This window comes from Streptomyces marokkonensis, from assembly GCF_008312835.1.
In the GTDB taxonomy this organism is placed as follows: Bacteria; Actinomycetota; Actinomycetes; order Streptomycetales; family Streptomycetaceae; genus Streptomyces; species Streptomyces marokkonensis_A.
Map to the genome: position 1 here is coordinate 237,755 of NZ_VSKS01000008.1, position 19,583 is coordinate 257,337.

General features: G+C 72.2%; 17 protein-coding genes and 1 pseudogene. 10 read left to right on the forward strand and 8 right to left on the reverse strand.

Features of this window, described 5'->3' with window-relative positions:
- Positions 1-7: 7 nt before the first annotated feature.
- The 4 genes from F1615_RS16635 to F1615_RS16650 all read right to left on the reverse strand — a co-directional run bounded on the left by F1615_RS16635 (position 8) and on the right by F1615_RS16650 (position 4,262).
- The gene (locus tag F1615_RS16635) at positions 8-694 is read right to left on the reverse strand and encodes a hypothetical protein (RefSeq protein ID WP_208818334.1); all 687 of its coding nucleotides are present in this window, start codon (positions 692-694) and stop codon (positions 8-10) included.
- Positions 678-2,099, reverse strand: a complete 1,422-nt coding sequence (locus F1615_RS16640) for a phenylacetate--CoA ligase family protein (protein ID WP_149549754.1) — start codon at positions 2,097-2,099, stop codon at positions 678-680. The genes F1615_RS16635 and F1615_RS16640 overlap by 17 nt, the downstream gene beginning before the upstream one ends.
- A 109-nt stretch (positions 2,100-2,208) precedes the next feature.
- Positions 2,209-2,796 (reverse strand): anthranilate synthase component II, encoded by a 588-nt coding sequence (locus F1615_RS16645; protein ID WP_149549755.1) that lies wholly within the window; start codon positions 2,794-2,796, stop codon positions 2,209-2,211.
- The gene (locus F1615_RS16650) at positions 2,793-4,262 is read right to left on the reverse strand and encodes an anthranilate synthase component I family protein (protein ID WP_244328767.1); all 1,470 of its coding nucleotides are present in this window, start codon (positions 4,260-4,262) and stop codon (positions 2,793-2,795) included. Before F1615_RS16650 ends, F1615_RS16645 begins: the two co-directional genes overlap by 4 nt.
- A gap of 367 nt (positions 4,263-4,629) precedes the next feature.
- Here F1615_RS16650 and F1615_RS16655 point away from each other — a divergent pair, with 367 nt between their 5' ends.
- On the forward strand, positions 4,630-6,039 hold the full coding sequence (locus F1615_RS16655; RefSeq protein WP_149549757.1) for a PLP-dependent aminotransferase family protein: 1,410 nt from the start codon (positions 4,630-4,632) through the stop codon (positions 6,037-6,039).
- A gap of 227 nt (positions 6,040-6,266) precedes the next feature.
- Complete coding sequence (locus F1615_RS16660; RefSeq protein ID WP_149549758.1) at positions 6,267-7,841, forward strand: S8 family peptidase; 1,575 nt, start codon at positions 6,267-6,269, stop codon at positions 7,839-7,841.
- Between the two features lie 85 nt (positions 7,842-7,926).
- Here the strand turns inward: F1615_RS16660 and F1615_RS16665 are convergent.
- Positions 7,927-8,577 (reverse strand): annotated as a pseudogene (locus tag F1615_RS16665) (pirin family protein); the annotation flags it as partial.
- Between the two features lie 62 nt (positions 8,578-8,639).
- On the opposite strand from F1615_RS16665, the gene fasR reads away from it, so the two are divergent.
- The 5 genes from fasR to fabF all read left to right on the forward strand — a co-directional run bounded on the left by fasR (position 8,640) and on the right by fabF (position 13,669).
- Positions 8,640-9,845 carry a fatty acid biosynthesis transcriptional regulator FasR gene (gene fasR / locus F1615_RS16670; protein WP_149549760.1) on the forward strand — a complete coding sequence of 402 codons (1,206 nt, stop codon included), beginning with the start codon at positions 8,640-8,642 and terminating at the stop codon, positions 9,843-9,845.
- An 89-nt stretch (positions 9,846-9,934) separates the two neighbouring features.
- Entirely contained in the window at positions 9,935-10,882 is a 948-nt protein-coding gene (locus F1615_RS16675) for an ACP S-malonyltransferase (protein WP_149549761.1), read from the forward strand.
- 22 nt (positions 10,883-10,904) lie between these two features.
- Positions 10,905-11,936 carry a ketoacyl-ACP synthase III gene (locus F1615_RS16680; protein ID WP_149549762.1) on the forward strand — a complete coding sequence of 344 codons (1,032 nt, stop codon included), beginning with the start codon at positions 10,905-10,907 and terminating at the stop codon, positions 11,934-11,936.
- Between the two features lie 101 nt (positions 11,937-12,037).
- Positions 12,038-12,286: an acyl carrier protein gene (locus tag F1615_RS16685; protein ID WP_004931691.1), complete on the forward strand. Its 249-nt coding sequence runs from the start codon at positions 12,038-12,040 to the stop codon at positions 12,284-12,286.
- Between the two features lie 111 nt (positions 12,287-12,397).
- Positions 12,398-13,669: a beta-ketoacyl-ACP synthase II gene (fabF, locus tag F1615_RS16690; RefSeq protein ID WP_149549763.1), complete on the forward strand. Its 1,272-nt coding sequence runs from the start codon at positions 12,398-12,400 to the stop codon at positions 13,667-13,669.
- A 254-nt stretch (positions 13,670-13,923) separates the two neighbouring features.
- Here fabF and F1615_RS16695 read toward each other — a convergent pair whose 3' ends face one another.
- A complete protein-coding gene (locus F1615_RS16695) occupies positions 13,924-14,418 on the reverse strand; it encodes a DUF3145 domain-containing protein (RefSeq protein WP_149549764.1) in 495 nt (164 codons plus the stop codon).
- 294 nt (positions 14,419-14,712) lie between these two features.
- Here F1615_RS16695 and F1615_RS16700 point away from each other — a divergent pair, with 294 nt between their 5' ends.
- The 3 genes from F1615_RS16700 to F1615_RS16710 all read left to right on the forward strand — a co-directional run bounded on the left by F1615_RS16700 (position 14,713) and on the right by F1615_RS16710 (position 18,119).
- Positions 14,713-15,624, forward strand: coding sequence for an SGNH/GDSL hydrolase family protein (locus tag F1615_RS16700; protein ID WP_149549765.1), 912 nt, complete (start codon positions 14,713-14,715; stop codon positions 15,622-15,624).
- Between the two features lie 14 nt (positions 15,625-15,638).
- Positions 15,639-16,610 carry an aldose epimerase family protein gene (locus tag F1615_RS16705; protein WP_149549766.1) on the forward strand — a complete coding sequence of 324 codons (972 nt, stop codon included), beginning with the start codon at positions 15,639-15,641 and terminating at the stop codon, positions 16,608-16,610.
- A 258-nt stretch (positions 16,611-16,868) separates the two neighbouring features.
- Positions 16,869-18,119 carry a pyroglutamyl peptidase gene (locus F1615_RS16710; protein ID WP_149549767.1) on the forward strand — a complete coding sequence of 417 codons (1,251 nt, stop codon included), beginning with the start codon at positions 16,869-16,871 and terminating at the stop codon, positions 18,117-18,119.
- On the opposite strand, the gene F1615_RS16715 is transcribed toward F1615_RS16710, so the two are convergent.
- Positions 18,091-18,705 carry a LysE family transporter gene (locus F1615_RS16715; RefSeq protein WP_149549768.1) on the reverse strand — a complete coding sequence of 205 codons (615 nt, stop codon included), beginning with the start codon at positions 18,703-18,705 and terminating at the stop codon, positions 18,091-18,093. The genes F1615_RS16710 and F1615_RS16715 overlap by 29 nt on opposite strands.
- Entirely contained in the window at positions 18,702-19,505 is an 804-nt protein-coding gene (locus F1615_RS16720; RefSeq protein WP_149549769.1) for an EI24 domain-containing protein, read from the reverse strand. Before F1615_RS16720 ends, F1615_RS16715 begins: the two co-directional genes overlap by 4 nt.
- Positions 19,506-19,583 lie beyond the last annotated feature (78 nt).

Here is a 19,583-nt window from a genome sequence, read left to right on the forward strand (position 1 = left end):
CCTGTGATCAGGGTTGCTGGTCCGCGGTGAACGGCGCCTCGTGCTCCCGGGAGCGTTCGAAGAGCGTCCAGAGGATCTCCGCGCCGGGCCGGGTCGCCACCCAGCGCAGTCCGTGCGCCCGCACTCCGGGCGCGTTGGTCACCGCGAGCCGGGCGCCGCCGCCGGCGACGATCTCGGCCGCGTGCTGGGTGGAGGACGCGTCCACCCAGTGGACGTCCCGGTCCCGCAGCGCCTGCGGCACCACCTCGGCGTAGATCCGCCGGACCTCCCACATGGCGGCGACGGACAGCGGTCCGTCACCCGGCGGGACCCGGTCGCCGGCGGCGATGCCGTACTCCGGTGTGGCGCGCGGGAAGAACGCGCGCAGGCGCAGATCCCGGTGCCAGTGGAAGCGGGTGAGGCCCGCGTAGGCGCTCGGTACGAGGGCGAAGTCGAGTTCCTCCGCCAGGAGCCGGTCCAGTACCTCGTCGAAGGTGCGGAACAGCCGCACGCTCAGGCCGTGCCCCGCCGCGAGGAAGCGCGCGGTCAGGTCGCTGGAGGTCCCCTCGGGGCCGAGCGTCCCGAGGACGGACCCGGGGCGCGCCGCCCACCTGTCGGACAGCTCGCTCCAGCGGGCGGCGTACTCGCTCGCCAGGGTGCGGGACAGCGGCACCGCCCGGACGGACCCGGGCGTGAGGTCAGTTCGTATAGCCACGGTTCGCCGCCATCCGCTGGGCCACCGAGGTCTCGTGGTCGGTCGCGGTGCGCCGGTCCACCACACGGGCGGCCTTCCAGCTCACGAACGCGCCGGTGCTGACGATCGGGTCGAGTCCGTCGCTGAGTTCGACCGTGACGGGCACCCCGAGGGTGTCCGCCGTCCGCGCGCGCACCTCGTCGGCGAGTGCCCCGGGGTCGGGGGTGAGGCCCGTCAGGAGCTCCAGACGTACCGTGAGCCGGTCCTGCCCGGTGCCGTCCCGCTCGATGACCACCTGGTACCCGGCGGACCCGGTGACCCCCGTCATGACGGCCGTCTCGATCTGGCCGGCCGTGAACCGCCGGCCGCCGAGGTCGATCCGGTCCAGGGTGCGCCCGACGATCCGGACGAGGTCTCCGGGCATCTCGCAGTCGCAGTCGGACTCCGTCACGGCCACCACGTCGCCGGTGCGGTAGCGGACCAGCGGCTTCACTCCGTCCATCAGCATGGTGAGCGTCAGCTCGCCCGTGCCGCGCGGGCCGTGGGACTCGCCGGTCTCGGGGTCGACGACCTCGACGACGTAGTTGGTCTGGGAGAGGTGCATCCGCTTGTTGCGGCAGGCGGTCGCGACGACGAACGCCTCCTGCGAGCCGTAGAGGATGTTGTAGACGTCCGCGCCCCAGACCGTCTCCAGGTTGCGCGCGAGGGCGGGCGTGCACATCTCGCCGGTGACGAAGAGCAGCCTGACCGCGAAGTCCCGCCGCAGGTCGTAGCCGTAGTGCTCGGCGGCCTTGGCGAGGGTGAGGGCGACGCCGGGCGTGCAGCAGATGACCTCCAGTTCCAGGTCCTTCATCAGCTGCAGGGCCTTCCGGAAGCCGATGACGGGGGAATAGGGCCAGATCTTGGCGTTCATGGAGCCCGTGTTGCGGGCGATGTCGCCGAGCGTGTCGCCGAAGGAGTGCACCTCGGTCGGCCCCATCAGGCCGATCCGCGGGGCGTGCGTGCCGAAGTGGTGCCGGAAGATCGAGGCCCAGGACTCGGTGACGTGGGCGTTGCTGGCGACGATCTCCCGCCCGTCGCGGGGACAGGGCGTGGCGCGGCCCGTCGTGCCGGTCGTCTCGTAGAAGAACAGGGCCTCGGCGAGCGGCCGGCTGAGGACGTTCAGCATCTCCTCGCGCAGATGGGCCTTGGTGGTGAAGGGCAGGGCCGTGAGGTCGTCCGGGGTGACGGCGGACAGGTCGGCCTGTTTCAGGTGCCGTGCGTAGAACGGCGACCGGGTGCTGACCTGCTCCAGCACCGTGGCCAGCTGGCGGCGGCGCCATGCGCCGAGGTCCGCCCCGCTCAGGGTGCGGGCGTAGAAGGCGCGGTGCAGTGCGAGGTACCGCGCGGCGAACTCGGCCGCGGGTCCGTGCGTGGGAAGCCACATGGGCGTGGGGTCCTTTGCTGGTTCGATGGTGGTGCCGTACGCGGGCGTGCCGGGGCGTCCCGGCGGCGTGCGGGCGGACGGCGGAAGCGCGTGGCGGGGCGCGCGGCCTTCAGCGGAGGGCGCCGGCGGCTGATGCGGCGCGGGTGAGGAAGTTGCCGAAGAGCCGCATCCCGTCCTGGGTCATGACGCTCTCCGGATGGAACTGCACCCCTTCGACGTCCAGGTCCTCGTGGCGTACGCCCATCACGCAGCCGTCGTCCGTGGAGGTCGCCGTGACCACGAGCGGCGCGGCCGGCCGTGTGATCACCAGGGAGTGGTAGCGGGTGACCGTCAGCGGGCTCGGTGCCCCGGCGAAGACGCCCTGCCCGTCGTGCTCGACCGGGCTGGTCTTGCCGTGCATCAGCCGCTCGGCGACGCCGATCCGCGCCCCGTGGGCGAGGCCGATGGCCTGGTGACCCAGGCACACCCCGAGCAGCGGGACGCGGCCGGCGAAGGCGTGCACCAGCTCGACGTGCCCGGAGTCCCGCGGGTGGCCGGGCCCCGGCCCGAGGACCACCGCGTCGGGCGCCGAGGCCACCAGCGCCTCGACGGAGCGGGTGCGGGAGCGCACCACCTCGGTCCGTGCGCCGAGGCTGAGCAGGTACTGGTCGATGATGTGGCTGAAGCTGTCGTACGCGTCCACCAGCAGGACCCTCATGCGAGCAGCTCCTCACCGGTCAGCGCCCAGTGGGCGGCGCTCATCTTGGCCAGCGTCTCGCGCCATTCGGCGGCCGGCTCGGAGTCCGCGACCACCCCGGCCGAGGCCTGGGTGCTGTAGCGGACCCCGTCGTGCACGACGGTGCGGATGCACAGCGCGAGGACCGCGAAGCCGCGTACGTCGACGAGGCCGAGGGCGCCGGCGTAGATGCCGCGCGGCTCGTCCTCGGTGTCGTGGATGATCTCCATGGCGCGCAGCTTGGGCGCGCCGGTCATGGTGCCGGCGGGGAAGGTCGCGCAGACGGCCGCCCAGACGTCGACGCCGTCGCGGACCCGGCCCGAGACCGTCGACACCAAGTGGTGGACGTAGGCGAAGGGTTCCACCTCCATCATCGTGTCGACGCGCAGCGTGTCCGGCACGCACACCCGTCCGATGTCGTTGCGGCACAGGTCGACGAGCATGACGTGCTCGGCCTGCTCCTTGGCGCTCGCGCGCAGCTCCGCGACCCGGCGGGCGTCCTCGGCGGGGTCGGCCGCGCGGGGTGCGGTGCCCGCGATGGGCCGCATCGAGATGGTGCCGTCCTGGATGCGCACGAACAGCTCGGGGCTGGCCCCGATGACCGTGCGGCCCGCCCAGGGCACGAGGTACATGTACGGCGAGGGGTTGCGGTGGCTGAGCCGCCGGTAGACCTGGAGGGGCGTCAGCTCGGTCTCCACGTCCATGCGGTGACCGATCTGGATCTGGTAGCTGTCGCCGACTCCGATGTGCTCCAGGCACCGCCGGGCCCGGCCGGTGAACGTCTCCTCGTCCACGGTGTCGCGCACCGAGTGCGGCTCGGGCGCGTCCGGGACCGCCGCCCGCGCGGCGCCCCGTGACCGGGCCCGGTCCACGGCGGCGGACAGGTCCGGTGCCGGGCCGCCGAGCCGGGGCCCGTGGGCGGCGAGGTGGCGGAGCCCGCCGCCGCGCAGGTCGTACCAGAGGGTGTCCTTGAAGAGGGTGAGCGTGCACCGCGGCAGGTCGGCCCCCGGCCGCGGGGCGGGCAGGTCCTCCATGGCCCAGGCCGCCTCGTAGGAGAGGGTCGTGAGGAAGCCGAAGGCGAAGGTGCCGGTGGGCACGTCGGTGTCGACGTCGAACACGCCCTGTACCGCGCGCAGCACCCGCCACACCGTGTCCGGCCCGTCCAGGGGCCAGCCGCGGGTGCCGTCGGCGCGCGCCGGCGGGCGGCCGGCGGCGGCCGTGACGGCGGCGGCGAGCGCCTCCCCGAGGTCCCCGGGCGCCACGAGGTCCACGCGGTCGGCGTGGACCCGCAGTTCGGCCAGCCGTCCGCAGCCGACGGCGGCGAAGTGGCGGTCCTGGTCGGGTCCGTCGAGGCTCTCGAAGAGATAGACGTCGTCCGGTGTCCGAATGGCGGACAATTCCTGGTAGAGATTGAGGGCGTCCACGTAAGGGATTTCGTCGGACGTCACCCGCACCGCAACTTTTGCCGTCCGTGCGGGCGCTCGGCGCCCTGAATGGAAAATTCCGGATCGGGGTGGCCCATCACTCGATTCCTGCGGCATCGCCGCAGCCGATTCCACCGAAACCAATGACACAACGCTTGCCTTTCGATCGCCAGGATCGCAGGGGCGTCGAAGAATTGGTCCCCACACCTGTGGGAGCGCCCCTCCGCCGGGCGCGGCACCGCACATCGCACGCTCCGGACAGCATCGTCCGGTTCCCCCCTGCCACACCGGCCACCGGACCTGAACCGGTGCCGAATGCGCGTGCGAAGCAACTCCATCAAATGTTTCAATGCCCCGGCCATACCACTTCGGCGCTTCGGGAGGAGACCACTTGTCGCGGCACATCGCGCTCACGGTGGACCGGGATTCGCGGCTTCCCCTGGCCATGCAGATACGCGACTCGCTCCGCGGTTTGGTTGAGAGCGGAACTTTAAAGCCTGGAACCCGAATTCCCTCCAGCCGCCAGCTCGCCGTCGACATCGGGGTTTCCCGGAGCGTCGTCGTCGAGGCGTACGACCAGCTGACGGCCGAGGGGTATCTGACCGGCCGCCGCGGTTCGGGCACCTCCGTCGCCGCGCGCACCGGCGCCGAGACGGCCGCCTCCGCCCTCGCCCCCCTCACCGAGGAACCGGCCCCGGGCGCCCGGTGGGACCTGCGCACCGGCGCCTCCGACACCACGGACTTTCCCCGTACGGAGTGGCTGCGCTGTGCGACCGCCGTGATCACCGGGGCCGGCCGCCAGGAGCTCGGGTACGCCCCGCTCGCCGGAGTCCCCCACACCCGGCATGTCCTGACCGGCTATCTGGGCCGGGTGCGCGGGGTGCGCGGCCGGCCCGAGGACCTGATGATCACCTCCGGCTTCGCCCAGGGCCTGGCACTGGTCTGCCGGGTGCTGCTCGACCGGGGGCACACCGCGCTGGCGGTCGAGGACCCGGGCCACCCCGGCGAACGCGAGTTCATCGGCCAGTCGGGGCTGCGGCCCGTCGGCATTCCCGTCGACGAGGACGGGCTCGACGTGGAGCGCCTCGAGACCAGCGGTGCGCGGGCCGTGCTGATCACCCCGGCCAACCAGTTCCCGACCGGCGTGCGCCTGAGCCGGGAACGCCGCGAGCGGCTCGTCGCGTGGGCCCGCGAGGTCGACGGCTATGTACTGGAGGACGACTTCGACACCGGCTTCCTGGATCCCGCCGGCCGGCTGCCCGCGCTGCAGAGCCTCGCTCCGGATCGCGTCGTCTACGCGGGCAGTGCCAGCAAGACGCTCGCCCCGGCGCTGCGACTGGGCTGGCTGGCGGGTCCGCCGGGCCTCATGGCGTCGGTCGAGCACGTGCGCGCCGGCTGGGACATCGGCTGCTCGGGTCTCGAACAGCTCACGTTCGCGCGTTTCATCGACACCGGCGCCTTCGACCGCCACCAGCGCAGGCTCCGCACCGAGTTCCGCCGCCGCCGTCGCACCGTCCGCGCCCACCTGGACACCCAGCTGCCCGGCGCCTGGCTGCCGGGCGGCGCCGGCGGGCTGCAGGCGTATGTCCGGCTCCCGTCCCGCATCGACGAACAGGCCCTCGTCCGCGCCGCCCGCCGCCGCTCGGTCCTGGTGCGCGGCGGGCGCGACTACTCCGTGTCCGCCGCCGGGAGCCCGCCGGCCCTCGTCATCGGCTACGCGAAGGCGAACTGCGCGGCCCTGTCCCGCAGCCTCACCGAGGTGGGCGCCGCGTACCGGGAGCAGTGGGAGGGAGCCGGCTGATCAATGTGACGGTGATCTCGTTTACGCGGCGCACCTGTCACGGTTGATGACCTTGTGTCAGTCGGCCTTTGTGGCACGGACGTTACGGCGTGCCAGAAACCCTTGTGCAATCCGCGTAGACCGTTCAATCTTTCGGCTGGCGACAGGGACAAGCAGACAGGGCCACAGCGTCCAGGTTTGGCATGTACCTGACTACCCCCACCCACCTGTCGAGGAGGAACCCCCACATGGCAGTGATGCGAAACACCAGGCGGAGATCGCTCGCCGGAGTCTGCTCCGTGGCCGCGGCCGCTCTCGCCGGCGGCCTGCTCAGCGCGCTCCCCGCGCACGCCGCCGAGCCCGCGACCGGGACGATCGCCTACGCGGACGCCCCGAACGCGGTCGAGGACAGCTACATCGTCACCCTGAAGCCGGGCACCGAGGCCGGCTCCAGCAAGGGCAAGGGCATCGCGAAGAAGCACGGCGCCACGGTCGAGCACACCTTCCGCGAGGCCGTCAACGGCTACACCGTCGAGGCCACCGAGGCCGAGGCCGCCGAGCTGGCCGCCGACCCGTCGGTCGCGCTGGTCGAGCAGAACCGCACCTTCACCACCCAGGCGACGCAGACCGACCCGCCGTCCTGGGGCCTGGACCGCATCGACCAGACCGCGCTGCCGCTGAGCGGCTCGTACACGTACGACGACACGGCCGGCCAGGGCGTCACGGCGTACATCATCGACACCGGCGTGCGCGTCTCCCACAGCGACTTCGGCGGCCGCGCCCGCAACGGCTACGACGCCGTCGACGGCGACAACGTCGCCCAGGACGGCAACGGCCACGGCACCCACGTCGCCGGCACGGTGGCGGGCAGCGCCCACGGCGTCGCCAAGAAGGCCTCCGTCGTCGGCGTCCGCGTCCTCGACAACAACGGCTCCGGCACCACCGCCGGCGTCATCGAGGGCGTCGACTGGGTCGCCGACAACGCGGTCCTCCCGGCCGTCGCCAACATGTCGCTCGGCGGCGGCGCCAGCACCACGCTGGACACCGCCGTGCGGGGCGCCATCGCCGCCGGCGTCACCTTCGCGGTCGCCGCGGGCAACGAGTCCACCACCGCGACCGGCTCGCCGGCCCGGGTGACCGAGGCGATCACCGTCGGCGCCACCACCAGCACGGACGCCCGCGCCAGCTACTCGAACTACGGCTCGAACCTGGACATCTTCGCGCCGGGCTCGTCCATCACCTCCTCCTGGCACACCGGCGACAGCGCCACCAACACCATCTCCGGCACCTCGATGGCCACCCCGCACGTCGCGGGCGCCGCGGCGCTGTACCTCGCGGACAACCCGTCGGCCACCCCCTCGCAGGTCGCCTCCGCGCTGATCACCAAGTCCGTCACGGGTGCCGTCACCAACCCGGGCACCGGCTCCCCCAACCGTCTGCTGTACGTCGGCGGCAGCGGCGGCACCACCCCGCCGCCGGGCAAGACCTTCAGCAACACGGCGGACCACACGATCCGCGACAACGCGACCGTCGAGTCCCCGATCACCGTCACCGGTGTCTCCGGCAACGCCCCGTCGGCCCTTCAGGTGCCGGTGAACATCGTCCACACCTACATAGGCGACCTGACGGTCCAGCTGGTCGCGCCCGACGGGTCGGTCTACACCCTCAAGGCGTCCGGCACCGGCGGCTCGGCGGACAACATCAACACCACGTACACCGTGAACGCCTCCTCGGAGACGGCCAACGGCACGTGGAAGCTGCGCGTCACGGACAGCTACTCCGCCGACACCGGCTACATCAACAGCTGGGGCCTGACCTTCTGACCCCCTCCCGGGTCCCGTCCCCGGCACGGTCCGCCGTGCCGGGGACGGGGCTTCCGTGCGTCCGGTGCCGGTCCGCCCGGGCCGCGCGCATCTCCCACAGCAACAGCTCGGCCGTCCCGCTCACGCCCACCGCCTCCAGGTCCCCGGCGTCCGTGATCCGGGCCGCGTCGCCCGCCTCCAGCCGCTCCCCGTCCAGGCGGACCTCACCGCGCACCACATGGGCATAGAGGTACGCCGCGTCCGGTACGGCGGTCCGCTCCCCCGCCGCGAGACGGCGCACGTGGAGCATCGCGCCCGCCTCCGGGAGGGCGTAGGGGGTGGAGTCGGCTATGCCCCGGACGACCTCGTAGCACGGCTCTCCTCCCGGCTCCAGGGGAGCGAGCCACATCTGGAGGAAGGTCAGCGGCACGTCCCCGTCGTTGCGTTCCACGTGCCGGACGCCGGACGCGGCGCTCAGCCGCTGTACGTCCCCGGGGCGGACCACCGTCTCGTGGCCCGTGGAGTCGCGGTGGGTCAGCTCGCCCTCCACCACCCACGTGACGATCTCGGTGTGGCTGTGCGGATGCTCGTCGAAGCCGGCGCCGGGGGCCAGGCGCTCCTCGTTGCAGGCGATCACCGCGCCGAAGCGGAGGTTGCCGGGGTCGTAGTGGGACCCGAAGGAGAACGCGTGCCTCGTCTCGATCCCGGCCGCCGGATCCCCGCCCTGATAGCGCTCGCGCGCACGCCGTACGTCCATCACATGGACCACGGTAGGCCCTGGGGCACGTCCTCCCGTCCGGATAAGGCAGTCTTGTCCCCGTGCCCGAACCAGAAACCAGTACCCATCACGCCGCAGCACGCCCCACCCATCCGCACACCGCGACGCTGAAGCGGCTGGAGAGGTCGTCCGGCAGTCTCGCCGCGCAGGCGATCGCGCGGATGGACGAGACGCTGCCCTGGTACCGGGCCATGCCCCCGGAGAACCGTTCCTGGATCGGACTCGTCGCCCAGGCGGGCATCGCCGCGTTCACCGAATGGTTCCGGCGCCCCGACGCCCCGCAGGCCATCTCCACCGACGTGTTCGGCACCGCGCCCCGTGAGCTGACCCGGGCGATCACACTGCGGCAGACCGTGGAGATGGTGCGCACCACCATCGAGGTGATGGAGTCCGCCATCGACGAGGTGGCGGCGCCCGGCGACGAGAGCGTGCTGCGCGAGGCGCTCCTCGTGTACGCCCGCGAGATCGCCTTCGCCACCGCCCAGGTGTACGCGCAGGCCGCCGAGGCACGGGGTGCCTGGGACGCGCGGCTGGAGTCCCTGGTCGTCAACGCCGTACTCAGCGGTGAGGCCGACGAGGGGGCCGTGTCGCGTGCCGCCGCGCTGGGCTGGAACTCGCCCGACCACGTGTGCGTGGTGCTGGGCACCGCGCCCGACGGCGACTCCGAGCTGACCGTGGAGGCGATCCGGCGGGCCGCCCGGCACGCCAAGCTGCAGGTGCTGACCGGGGTGCTCGGAGACCGGCTCGTGGTGATCGCGGGCGGCAGCGACAACCCGCTGGGCGTCGCCAAGTCGCTGATCGGCCCGTACGCGGCGGGGCCGGTGGTGGCCGGCCCGGTGGTGCCGGACCTGCTGGCCGCGACCCGGTCCGCGCAGGCCGCCGCCGCGGGACTCAAGGCGTGTTCCGCCTGGCAGGACGCCCCGCGTCCGGTGCTGGCGGACGATCTGCTGCCGGAGCGCGCGATCGCCGGAGACCCCTCGGCCCGCGAGCAGTTGGTGGAGGAGATCTACAGACCGCTGGAGGAGGCCGGGGCCGCACTTCTCGAGACGCTCAGTGTCTATCTCGAGCAGGCGAGCAGTCTCGAAGGCGCGGCGCGGATGCTGTTCGTTCACCCCAACACCGTTCGTTACCGGCTTCGACGTGTGACAGACGTCACCGGATGGTCACCCTCCGATGTACGCTCTGCCTTCACGCTGCGGATCGCGCTGATCCTGGGGCGTCTGGTCGATGGCGATCTCCAGTCCTAGTCTTTTGTCGTACCTCAACAAAACCCCCTGCCGTTCTTCGTCCTTGTCCCCACGGGCGGCCGTGGCCGTCCCCAAGAGAGAGTGTGAGAGTGCTCGTACTCGTCGCTCCCGGCCAGGGCGCCCAGACGCCCGGCTTCCTGACTGAATGGCTCGAACTCCCCGGTGCCGCGGACCGCGTCGCCGCGTGGTCCGACGCCATCGGACTCGACCTCGTCCACTACGGCACGAAGGCCGACGCGGACGCGATCCGCGACACGGCCGTCGCGCAGCCGCTGCTGGTCGCGGCCGGGCTGCTGTCCGCCTCGGCACTCGGTGCCGGCCCGTCCGCCGCCGGCGCGGCGGGCACGGACCTGGCACTCGGTGCCGTCGCCGGTCACAGCGTCGGCGAGATCACCGCCGCCGCCTTCGCGGGCGTCCTCGACGACACCGCCGCGCTGTCCCTGGTCCGCGAGCGGGGTCTGGCCATGGCCGACGCCGCCGCGATCACGGAGACCGGCATGGCGGCGCTGCTGGGCGGCGACCCCGAGGTGACCGTGGCGCACCTGGAGAAGCTGGGCCTGACCCCGGCCAACATCAACGGCGCGGGCCAGGTCGTCGCGGCGGGCACCAAGGAGCAGCTCGCCGCGCTGGAGGAGGACAAGCCCGAGGGCGTGCGCAAGGTCGTCGCGCTCAAGGTGGCCGGCGCCTTCCACACCCACCACATGGCTCCCGCGGTCGACACGCTGGCCAAGGCCGCCGAGGCGCTGACGCCGGGCGACCCCAAGGTCACCTACGTGTCGAACAAGGACGGCAAGACGGTCGCGAGCGGTGCCGAGGTGCTCCAGCGACTGGTCGGCCAGGTGGCCAACCCGGTCCGCTGGGACCTGTGCATGGAGACCTTCAAGGAGCTCGGCGTGACCGCCCTCCTCGAGGTCTGCCCCGGCGGCACCCTGACCGGCCTCGCCAAGCGCGCCCTGCCGGGTGTCAGGACGCTGGCCCTGAAGACCCCCGCCGACCTCGACGCGGCCCGCGAGCTCATCGCCGAGCACGCCGCCTGACCGCCTTAAGGAGCCGACCCGCATGGCGAAGATCAAGCCCAGCAAGGGCGCCCCGTACGCGCGCATCCTCGGCGTGGGCGGCTACCGTCCCACCCGGATCGTGCCGAACGAGGTGATCCTCGAGACGATCGACTCGTCCGACGAGTGGATCCGCTCGCGCTCCGGCATCGAGACCCGGCACTGGGCCTCGCCCGAGGAGACCGTCGCGGCGATGTCGATCGAGGCGTCGGGCAAGGCGATCGCGAACGCCGGGATCGACGCCTCGCGGATCGGCGCCGTGGTCGTGTCGACCGTCTCGCACTTCAGCCAGACCCCGGCCGTGGCGACCGAGATCGCCGACAAGCTGGGCACGGACAAGGCCGCCGCCTTCGACATCTCCGCGGGCTGCGCCGGCTTCGGCTACGGCCTCACCCTCGCCAAGGGCATGATCGTCGAGGGTTCGGCCGAGTACGTCCTGGTCATCGGCGTGGAGCGGCTGAGCGACCTGACCGATCTGGAGGACCGGGCCACGGCCTTCCTGTTCGGTGACGGCGCGGGCGCGGTCGTGGTCGGCCCGTCCCGGGAGCCGGCGATCGGCCCGACCGTGTGGGGCTCCGAGGGCGACAAGTCCGAGACGATCAAGCAGACGGTCCCGTGGGACCGTTTCAGGATCGGCGACGTCTCCGAGCTGCCCCTCGACAGCGAGGGCAACGTCAAGTTCCCCGCGATCACGCAGGAGGGCCAGGCGGTGTTCCGCTGGGCCGTGTTCGAGATGGCGAAGGTCGCCCAGCAGGCGCTGGACGCGGCCGGGATCAGCCCGGACGACCTGGACGTCTTCATCCCGCACCAGGCCAATGTGCGGATCATCGACTCGATGGTGAAGACCCTGAAACTGCCGGAGCACGTCACGGTCGCCCGTGACATCCGCACCACCGGCAACACCTCGGCCGCCTCGATCCCGCTCGCGATGGAGCGGCTCCTGGCGACCGGCGAGGCGAAGAGCGGCGACACCGCGCTCGTCATCGGCTTCGGGGCGGGTCTCGTCTACGCCGCCACGGTCGTTACCCTCCCCTAGGCACTCCGTGCCGGATCATCGGATCCGGCACGGGCACCGCAGACCCGCCGTCCACGCGGCGGGCTCCACAACCGCTGGAAACACAACGAAGGAGCGCCATCATGGCCGCCACTCAGGAAGAGATCGTCGCCGGTCTCGCGGAGATCGTGAACGAGATCGCCGGCATCCCGGTTGAGGACGTCCAGCTGGACAAGTCCTTCACCGACGACCTGGACGTCGACTCGCTGTCCATGGTCGAGGTCGTCGTCGCCGCCGAAGAGCGCTTCGACGTCAAGATCCCGGACGACGACGTCAAGAACCTCAAGACGGTCGGCGACGCGACCGACTACATCCTCAAGCACCAGGCGTGAGCCCTGCCGGGCCTTCCGTCCGTACGGAGGGCCCGGGGGCCGGGACCCGGCCCCGCCACCCGGCGGTGGCGCCGTACGCATCCTCGTAGATCCGTTGGAGAATGAATTCCGATGAGCCCGACCAATCGCACCGTGGTCGTCACCGGTATCGGCGCAACCACACCGCTGGGTGGCGACGCAGCCTCTACCTGGGAGGGCCTGGTCGCCGGACGTTCCGGCGTCAAGCCCCTGGAGCAGGAGTGGGCAGCCGAGCAGGCGGTCCGCATCGCGGCACCGGTGGCCGTTGAGCCCACCGAGGTCATCCCCCGCCCGCAGGCCCGCCGCCTGGACCGCTCGGCGCAGTTCGCGCTGGTCGCGGCCAAGGAGGCGTGGGCGGACGCCGGTTTCGAGGCGAAGGCCGGCGAGGACCCGAACGTCGACCCCGACCGGCTCGGGGCCGTGATCGCGTCCGGCATCGGAGGCGTGACGACCCTGCTGGACCAGTACGACGTGCTGAAGGAGAAGGGCGTACGCCGCGTCTCCCCGCACACCGTCCCCATGCTCATGCCGAACGGCCCCTCGGCGAACGTGGGTCTGGCCGTGGGTGCCCGCGCGGGTGTGCACACCCCGGTCTCGGCCTGCGCGTCCGGCGCGGAGGCCATCGGCTACGCCATCGAGATGATCCGCACCGGCCGCGCCGACGTCGTCGTCGCGGGTGGCACGGAGGCGGCGATCCACCCGCTGCCCATCGCCGCGTTCGGCAACATGATGGCGATGTCCAAGAACAACGACGACCCGCAGGGTGCCTCGCGCCCCTACGACGTCGCGCGTGACGGCTTCGTCCTGGGCGAGGGCGCCGGCGTGATCGTCCTGGAGTCCGCCGAGCACGCCGCCGCGCGTGGCGCCCGCGTCTACGCGGAGGCGGTCGGCCAGGGCATCTCGGCCGACGCGCACGACATCGTGCAGCCGGAGCCGGAGGGGCGTGGCATCTCGCACGCCCTGCAGAACCTGCTGGAGCGCACGGACCTGGACCCGGCGGAGATCGTGCACGTGAACGCGCACGCGACGTCGACGCCGGCCGGTGACATCGCCGAGCTGAAGGCGCTGCGGAAGGTGTTCGGCGACGACGCGGACCACTTCGCGGTCTCCGCGACCAAGTCGATGACGGGTCATCTGCTCGGCGGCGCGGGCGGTGTGGAGTCGGTGGCGACGGTGCTGGCGCTGTACCACCGGGTGGCTCCGCCGACGATCAACGTGGAGACCCTGGACCCCGAGGCCGAGGCGAACGCGGACGTCGTCCGGGGCGAGGCGCGGAAGCTGCCCGTGGACGGGCGGATCGCCGCGCTGAACGACTCGTTCGGGTTCGGCGGGCACAACGTGGTGCTGGCGTTCCGGTCCGTGTGACCGCCGTTCGCTGTGTGAAGGGCTTCCGCCTTCCGGGGTGGGGGCCCTTTGCCGTGCGGCGGGGCGCTGCGCGCAGCGGTGGGCCGGGCGGGGTGGCAGGCCGGGAGGATGTCGCCCCCGCCGCCCCTTCCCTTCCCGTCCCCGGGGCTTCGCCCCTGCGACCCCGTGACGGGAGCCCGTCGGGTGCGGGACGGTTGTGGTCGCTCGCGCGGTTCCCCGCGCCCCTTTCGGGGCGCCGTCCCTTCCGGTGTCTGCTAGACCACCTGGTGGAGCCAGCGGACCGGGGCGCCTTCGCCCGCGTACCGGAAGGGTTCGAGTTCGTCGTCCCAGGGCTTGCCCAGGAGTTTGGCGATCTCTGATTCCAGGTTGGTCTCCTCGGTCCGGGCGCGGACCAGGGCGGCGCGCAGGCGGTCCTCGGGGATGAGGATGTCGCCGTGCATGCCGGTGACGGCGTGGAAGATGCCCAAGTGGGGGGTGCAGCTGTAGCGCTCGCCCTCGGCGCCGGCGCAGGGCTCGGCGGTGACCTCGAAGCGCAGCATCTGCCAGCCGCGCAGCGCGGAGGCGAGTTTGGAGGCGGTGCCGGGCCGGCCCTGCCAGGAGAACTCCGAGCGCCAGGTGCCGGGGGCCGCGGGCTGGCGGATCCAGTCCAGGCTGACGCGCGTGCCGAGCACCCCGGCGACGGCCCACTCGACGTGCGGGCACAGCGCGCGGGGCGCGGAGTGCACGTACAGAACTCCACGAGTCGTCACCGGAACCTCCGGGCTGAGCGGGTCGTCTTGCATCGGGCGGAACGGCCGCGGCCCGGGCGGGCCGCGTTGAGGGCGAGGCTACCGTGCGACGGAGCGAGGAGTGTGACGTACCGTCCGTCCCGGTGCCGGGAAACCCCCGCCGTTCACCCGGCAGGACGCCTGTACGGGTACGGGACGTTGCTTCGTACGAACCCCTGGTCCGCCCTTCGTACGGGCCCCGCGGACGGGCGGGAACCCCCGTGCGTTGTTAAGGGTTGGGGGACGGAAACACCGACACGCGCGGGGAGGACACGGATGGAGCAGGCGACGCGGAGGGGGACGCGCCGTTCACGGGCCGTGCTCGCCGTGGTGACGGCCGCCGCGCTGGGCGTGGCGGGCTGCGACGCCGTGGGCGGTGACTCCCCCGCCCCATCCGGCACGGAGGCCAAGCAGGGGCGGCCGTCCCCGAAGCCCACGCCCGTGTGGGACACCGGCCCGGACTCGGTCGCCGCCGTGGGGGACTCCATCACGCGTGGCTTCGACGCCTGCTCGGTGCTGACGGACTGTCCCGAGGTGTCGTGGGCGACGGGCGGCAGCGAGCAGGTCGACAGTCTCGCGGTACGGCTGCTGGGCCGGGCGGGGGCGGCCGAGCGGAGCTGGAACCACGCGGTGACCGGGGCCCGGATGGCGGATCTGCCGGGTCAGATGGCGCAGGCGGTGCGGCGCGGCCCGGAGTTGGTGGCGGTGATGGCGGGGGCGAACGACGCCTGCCGGGACACCACGTCGGCGATGACGCCGGTGGCCGACTTCCGTGCCGACTTCCGGGAGGCGATGCGCACGCTGCGCGAGGCGCTGCCCAAGGCCCAGGTGTATGTGGCGAGCGTGCCGGATCTGAAGCGGCTGTGGTCGCAGGGACGGACCAATCCGCTGGGCAAGCAGGTGTGGAAGCTGGGCGTCTGCCCGACGATGCTGGGCGACGCGGACGCGCTGGACGCGGCGGCGACGCAGCGCCGCGAGACGGTGCGCAAGCGGGTGGAGGACTACAACGAGGTGCTGGAGGAGGTCTGCGCCGAGGACCGCCGCTGCCGCTTCGACGGCGGCGCGGTGTACGAGTACCGCTTCGGCACCGAGCAGCTGAGCCAGTGGGACTGGTTCCATCCCAGCGTCGACGGTCAGGCCAAGCTCGCCGAGATCGCGTACCGGACGGTCACTGCGACGAAGTGGTGACTATTGTTTCGCACATGAACGAACTCTTCGGCACACTTCCCAACGGCACGCCGGTGCACCGTTGGACCCTGCGGCGGGCGGGCGTACGGGTACGGATCCTGTCGTACGGCGGGATCGTCCAGGACGTGGAGGTGCCGGACCGGGACGGGCGGACCGGGAACGTGGTGCTGGGGTTCTCCGGCCTGGACGGCTATCTCCGGCATCCGGAGCCCTTCCTGGGCGCCCTCATCGGCCGGTACGCCAACCGGATAGCGGGCGCCCGCTTCCCCCTGGACGGGTACACGTACGCCCTCGAACCGAACAACGGGCCGAACTCGCTGCACGGCGGTGAGCGGGGGTTCGACAAGCGCGTGTGGACCGTCGTCCCGGTCGACCACGGGGTGCGCCTCTCCCTGGTCAGTGCGCACGGCGAGGAGGGCTTTCCGGGCCGCCTGGAGGTCTCGGTGACGTACACGCTGGACGAGCGGGGCGCGCTGGGCATCGCCTACGAGGCGGTGACGGACGCTCCGACGCATGTGAACCTGACGAACCACTCGTACTGGAACCTGGCCGGCTCCGGCAGCGCGTCCGGTCACGAACTGCGGCTGGCGGCCTCCCGTTACACCCCCTCCGACGCGGACCTGATCCCGACCGGCGAGCTCGCCGACGTCTCCGGCACCCGCTTCGACTTCCGCGAGGCGCGCAGGACGGGGACCGGGTACGACGACAACTTCGTGCTCGACAAGGGGGTCACGGCGACGCCCGTGGAGGTGGCCGAGCTGTACGACCCGGCGTCGGGCCGCGTGCTGACGGTGGCGACCACCGAGCCCGGGATGCAGCTCTACACCGCGGACCACATCGGGGAGCCCTTCACGCCCGGGGACGGCATCGCGCTGGAGACCCAGCACTTCCCCGACTCGCCCAACCGGCCCGCGTTCCCGAGCACGGTCCTGCGGCCGGGCGAGGTGTTCCGCTCCGGGACCGTGTACGGATTCGCCGTGCGGTAGTTCGCGGGCCGCCACGCACATGAGCCCCGGTCCGGGGTCAGGGTCCCGGGCCGGGGCTGCTCATGTGGGCACGTCCCGGATCCGACGTTAATCCCTCCGGTGAACCCGCGGCCCTCGATCAAGCTGCCCGCTTGGATCCCGTACGAACCCTTCACATCTGTTCCTTTTCCCTCTTCCATGGCGTGGACCACCGCGCTCACGCGATACTGCGGCCTCCGGCATCCCGTACCCCCACGACGACGGAAGGCCCCAACCCCCTTGAAACCTCCACGTGTCCGCGCAGGCGTGCTCGGCCTGGCGCTGCTGACCTGTCTCGCCGCCCCCACGACCACCGCGACCGCCGCCGGTACGACCGCGGCCCCCACCGTCGAGGAACGCCGCCTGGACGGGGCCGCCCCGCGGGAGATACTCCGCCGCTCCGGATTCGGCGGAGTGGCACCGGACTTCGCCCGCGCCCTGGACCGCGCCCGCTCCTACGCACAGGCCCGGCGTGCCGTCGTCCGCGAGGGGACGGAACTGTGGCGCAGAGCCGTCGACCGGGCGCAGGGCCGCGGACCGGCGGGCGGGGACCTCAGCCGGGACGACGACCGGCCGCTGTACTGGGCACGGCTCGGGATGACCCGTGAACTGCGCACCTGGGAGCCGGACTTCCGGCTGGGCGACGGGCAGCGGACGCGGCTGCTCGACGAGCTGGAGCGGACCTCGCGCGGGCAGACCACCCTCCGTCATCCGCGCGGCGGGGGGATGAAGCGGATCCTGGTGACCGGCTTCGACCCGTTCACCCTGGACCGGGACATCCGCATCTCCAACCCGTCCGGTGCCGTCGCGCTCGCCCTGGACGGCACGGTGATCGAGACGCCGCGGGGCCGGGCACGGGTGGAGACGGCCGTGTTCCCGGTGCGCTGGCGGGACTTCGCGGACGGGACGGTGGAGCGGGCGCTGCGGCCGCATCTTCCGGAGGCCGACCTGTTCACCACGGTGAGCCAGGGCCGGGTGGGCCGTTTCGACATCGAGCGGACCAACGGGGCGTGGCGGGGCGGCTTCGGCGACAACGAGAACACCGGCCGCACCGGGACGATCCCGGTCGCCGACCCGGCCTCGCAGCCGCAGTGGACGTCGACCACACTGCCGTACGCGCGGATCGTCGCCGCGGACACCGGTCGCTTCCCGGTGTACGACAACACGAGCGTGACGGAGATCCCGGCGGGAGGCACCACGCCCGTGGTCCGGCCCCAGGGGCCGACGCCCGGTTCGACGGCCCGGGCCGGGGGCGGCGGGGACTACCTCTCCAACGACATCGCCTACCGGGCGACCCTGCTCCGGGACCGGCTCGGACTGCACGGGGAGCTGCCGGGCGGACACGTGCACACGCCGGTCCTGCAGTTCGGCGCCGGCAACACCACCGAGGTCACCGACCCCGAGTTCGTACGGAACCGGCTCGACATCATCGGCCAGGTGCGGTCGATCGTGACCGCGGCGGTCAGTGCGACGGAGCGAACGCCAGGCTGACGCCGAGGCCGGCCAGGACGGATCCGATCACCTTGTTGAGGACCTTCTGGCCGCGCAGCATCAGGCCGCGCATCCGGTCGTGGGAGAAGAACACCGCGACGACGCCGAACCACAGCAGGTGGGCCAGCGACATGAACAGGCCGTAGCCCGCCTGCTGCGGGAGCGGGGTGCCGGGGCTGACGACCTGGGCGAAGGTCGAGACGACGAAGAGGGTCGTCTTCGGGTTGAGGACATTGGTCAGGAAGCCGGTGCGCAGGGCCGCGAACGGGGTCAGGCCGGTCCTGTTCTCCAGGTCGACGGTGACCTCGCCGCGGGTGCGGAAGGTGCGGACGCCGATGTACACGAGGTAGGCCGCGCCGGCCAGCTTGATGACCGTGAAGAGGAAGGCGGAGGAGGCGATCAGCAGTCCCACGCCGAGCATGGTGTAGGTGACGTGCACCAGGACACCGGCGGCGACGCCGAGGGCGCCGAGGAGTCCGGTGCGGCGGCCGTGGAGGTAGCTGTTGCGCACCACCATGGCGAAGTCGGCGCCCGGGGCGATCACGGCCAGGACGGTGATGACGGCGACGGCGAGGACCTCGGTCACCGGGTGACGCCCTCCTCCGCGGACTCCTCGGACTCCTCGGAGCGGTCCCCGGCCGTCTCCTCACCGAGCAGGTCGCGCGCCATGAGGGTGGCTCCGGCGACCGCGCCCGGCATCAGGAACACGGCGACGAACGGTACGAGGAAGGCCACCGCCAGGGGGGTGCCGAAGCCCCAGACGAGGGTCCTGCGGGACCGCAGCAGCCGCAGCCGCTCGCGCACGTCGACCGCGCGCCGCTGGAGGGCGACGGCGGTGAGCTCCTCGGTGAGGAAGAACCCGGTGACGAGGAAGCCGACCACCGGTACGACGGTCTGCCCGACCACGGGGACGAACCCCAGCGCGAACAGCAGCACGCCCCAGACCAGGGCCCGCACGACGATGCGGAGGCTGTCGCGGGCGGAGATCCACAGCTCTCGCAGCAGGGGCAGCCCGGACTCGGGCGCGGTGCCGTCGGGCGAGACGTCACGGTCGACCTTCTCGGAGAGGTTCTCGTAGAACGGCTGCCCGATGAGCAGGGTCACCGCGGTGAAGGTGACCACGGACAGCAGCAGTCCGAGGGCGAACAGGACGGCGGTGAGGAAGCCCCGGAAGAGACCGGCCCAGGGGCTCGACCAGTCGTCGGCGAACGGGGTCGCCCAGGCGACGAAGTCCGTGCCCCACAGGGCCAGCGCGACGAGCGCGGCCGCGTAGAGGAGGAGGGTGATCAGGCCCGGCAGGAGTCCGAAGCCGAACTGTCTGCCGTGCCGGCCCACCCACCGCTGGCCCTTCAGCAAGTACCGGAAACCCACCCCGAGATCGCGCATGGGAGCACCTTATCGGGGTGGCGGGCCGCGCCCCACGTCCGAGGGTGCGGCCCGCCCCGACGCGCGACGGCCGGCGGG